This window comes from Pseudomonas sp. JV245A (assembly GCF_032424515.1).
Taxonomy (GTDB): Bacteria; Pseudomonadota; Gammaproteobacteria; order Pseudomonadales; family Pseudomonadaceae; genus Aquipseudomonas; species Aquipseudomonas protegens.
Genome location: NZ_VYKE01000350.1, coordinates 1 through 1,717, shown reverse-complemented (window position 1 = coordinate 1,717; position 1,717 = coordinate 1). Strand labels below are relative to the sequence as shown.

General features: G+C 64.2%; 2 protein-coding genes. One reads left to right on the top strand and one right to left on the bottom strand.

Annotated elements, in window-relative coordinates:
- The coding region (locus F6S12_RS31490) for a sigma factor (RefSeq protein ID WP_315869831.1) at positions 1-259 on the bottom strand (259 nt) is incomplete at its 3' end.
- A gap of 324 nt (positions 260-583) precedes the next feature.
- On the opposite strand from F6S12_RS31490, the gene F6S12_RS31485 reads away from it, so the two are divergent.
- Positions 584-1,717 (top strand): PTS transporter subunit EIIC (locus tag F6S12_RS31485; protein WP_315869830.1); only part of this gene is annotated, 1,134 nt, incomplete at its 3' end.

Sequence of the window (1,717 nt, the reverse complement as noted above, 5' to 3'; positions counted from 1 at the left end):
GCCAGGCCTGCTCCAGTTGCCGGCGCCGCCAGTGGTCGATGCACAGGCCCCGGGCCACGGTGGCCAGGTAGGAACGCTGGTGGACCTCGTCACGCAGCACCGGCGGGCGCTTGAGCACCCGGACAAAGATGTCGTGGGCCAGGTCGGCAGCGTCCCAGGCGTGATTCAGGCGTCGGCGCAACAACTCGTAGAGCCAGCGGTGATGGGCGTCGTAAAGGCTGTGGACCGAGTCCGGGCTGGCGAGAGGCGTGGAGGGCAAGGAGGCGTGTCCGCTGGCGATCTGGTTGTAAATGGGAATTGATCGCGATTAAAGCAAAAGCCATCGGCCCCTGCAAACGATATCGCCGCGCCCTGGCGCAATCGACCGTGCTTGAGCGGGTGGCCGCGCAGGCAGTCAAGCCTGGCGTGAACAGGACGATAAAAGACTGCGATCGGGGCCATTCAGTGCTTGCTGAATGGGGTTTCTTCAGTGGTATCTTCGCCGGTATTCGCTTGTCATGGCCTGGCGCTGCATTGCGTATCCATGGGGCGGGCGGCAACGTCCGGGGGGTATCGGACGCGCAGCGGCAAAGGGGCGGGGCTTATGCGAAACGTGGGGTTCAAGCTGTTTTTCACCCATCGTCTGGCACTCCTGGCGGGTGCCGAGTCATTACGCTCGATCCGCGAAGGCCTGTTGTGGCTGCTGCCATGCCTGCTGGTCTCGGCGCTGCTGCTGATCCTCGGCCAGTGCGCCCAGGCGTTGGGTGCGCCGCCAGCATTGGTGGAGCTGCTGACCGGCCTGCACAACCGCATCAGTTCGATCATTCCCCTGCTGGTGGCGGCGTCCATCGGCTACATGCTGGCAATCAAATACCGCCTGCCCCAACTGCCGGTGGCCTTCCTCTGCCTGTCCCATGTGGTGATCGCCATCTACCTGCTGCGCGACTACCCGCGGGCGGCGGCGACCTTCGTGCTGTTCATCGCCATCGCCTCGCCCCTGATCAATGTGCCGCTGATGGCCCGGCTCCACCGCCAGCGCTGGACCCGGCTGGTGGACGAGGGGCTGGTGGGGCACAACCTCAAGGGCACCATCAACATGGTGCTGCCGGGGATGGTGACCTCTTTGGTGCTGGTCTGCGTGTTGCAACTGCTGCTGCAGTTCCATGATTTTGCCTACGTCGAGCGGCCGATCGATATCGACAACCTGGACAACCCCTACCTCAACGCGATCTTCCTGACCTCGACCAATTCGCTGCTGTGGTTCTTCGGCATTCATGGCGCCCATGCCATGCAGCCGCTGATGGATGTGATGGACCAGGCCGTGACGCTCAACGCCACGGATCAGGCCGCTGGCCGGCCATTGCGCTATGCCTTGAACAGCGGCCTGCTGGGCTGCTTTGCCTTCATTGGCGGCTCTGGCGGTTCCCTGGCGCTGGTGCTGGCGATCCTCGGTTTCTCGCGCAACCGCTCCATGCGTCTGCTGGCCTTGGCGAGCCTGGCGCTGTCGCTGTTCAACGTCAACGAACTGCTGCTGTTCGGTGTGCCGATCATCCTCAACCCGCGCCTGCTGGTACCGTTCATGCTGGTGCCGATGGTCAATGCCTGCCTGGCGCTGCTGGTGGTGCAACTGGGGTGGGTGAGCCCGGCGCTGGTGAGCCTGCCCTTTACCTCGCCGGTGCTGCTCAATGCCTACCTCAGCACCCAGGGCGACTGGGGCGCGGTGCTGCTGCAAGGGCTG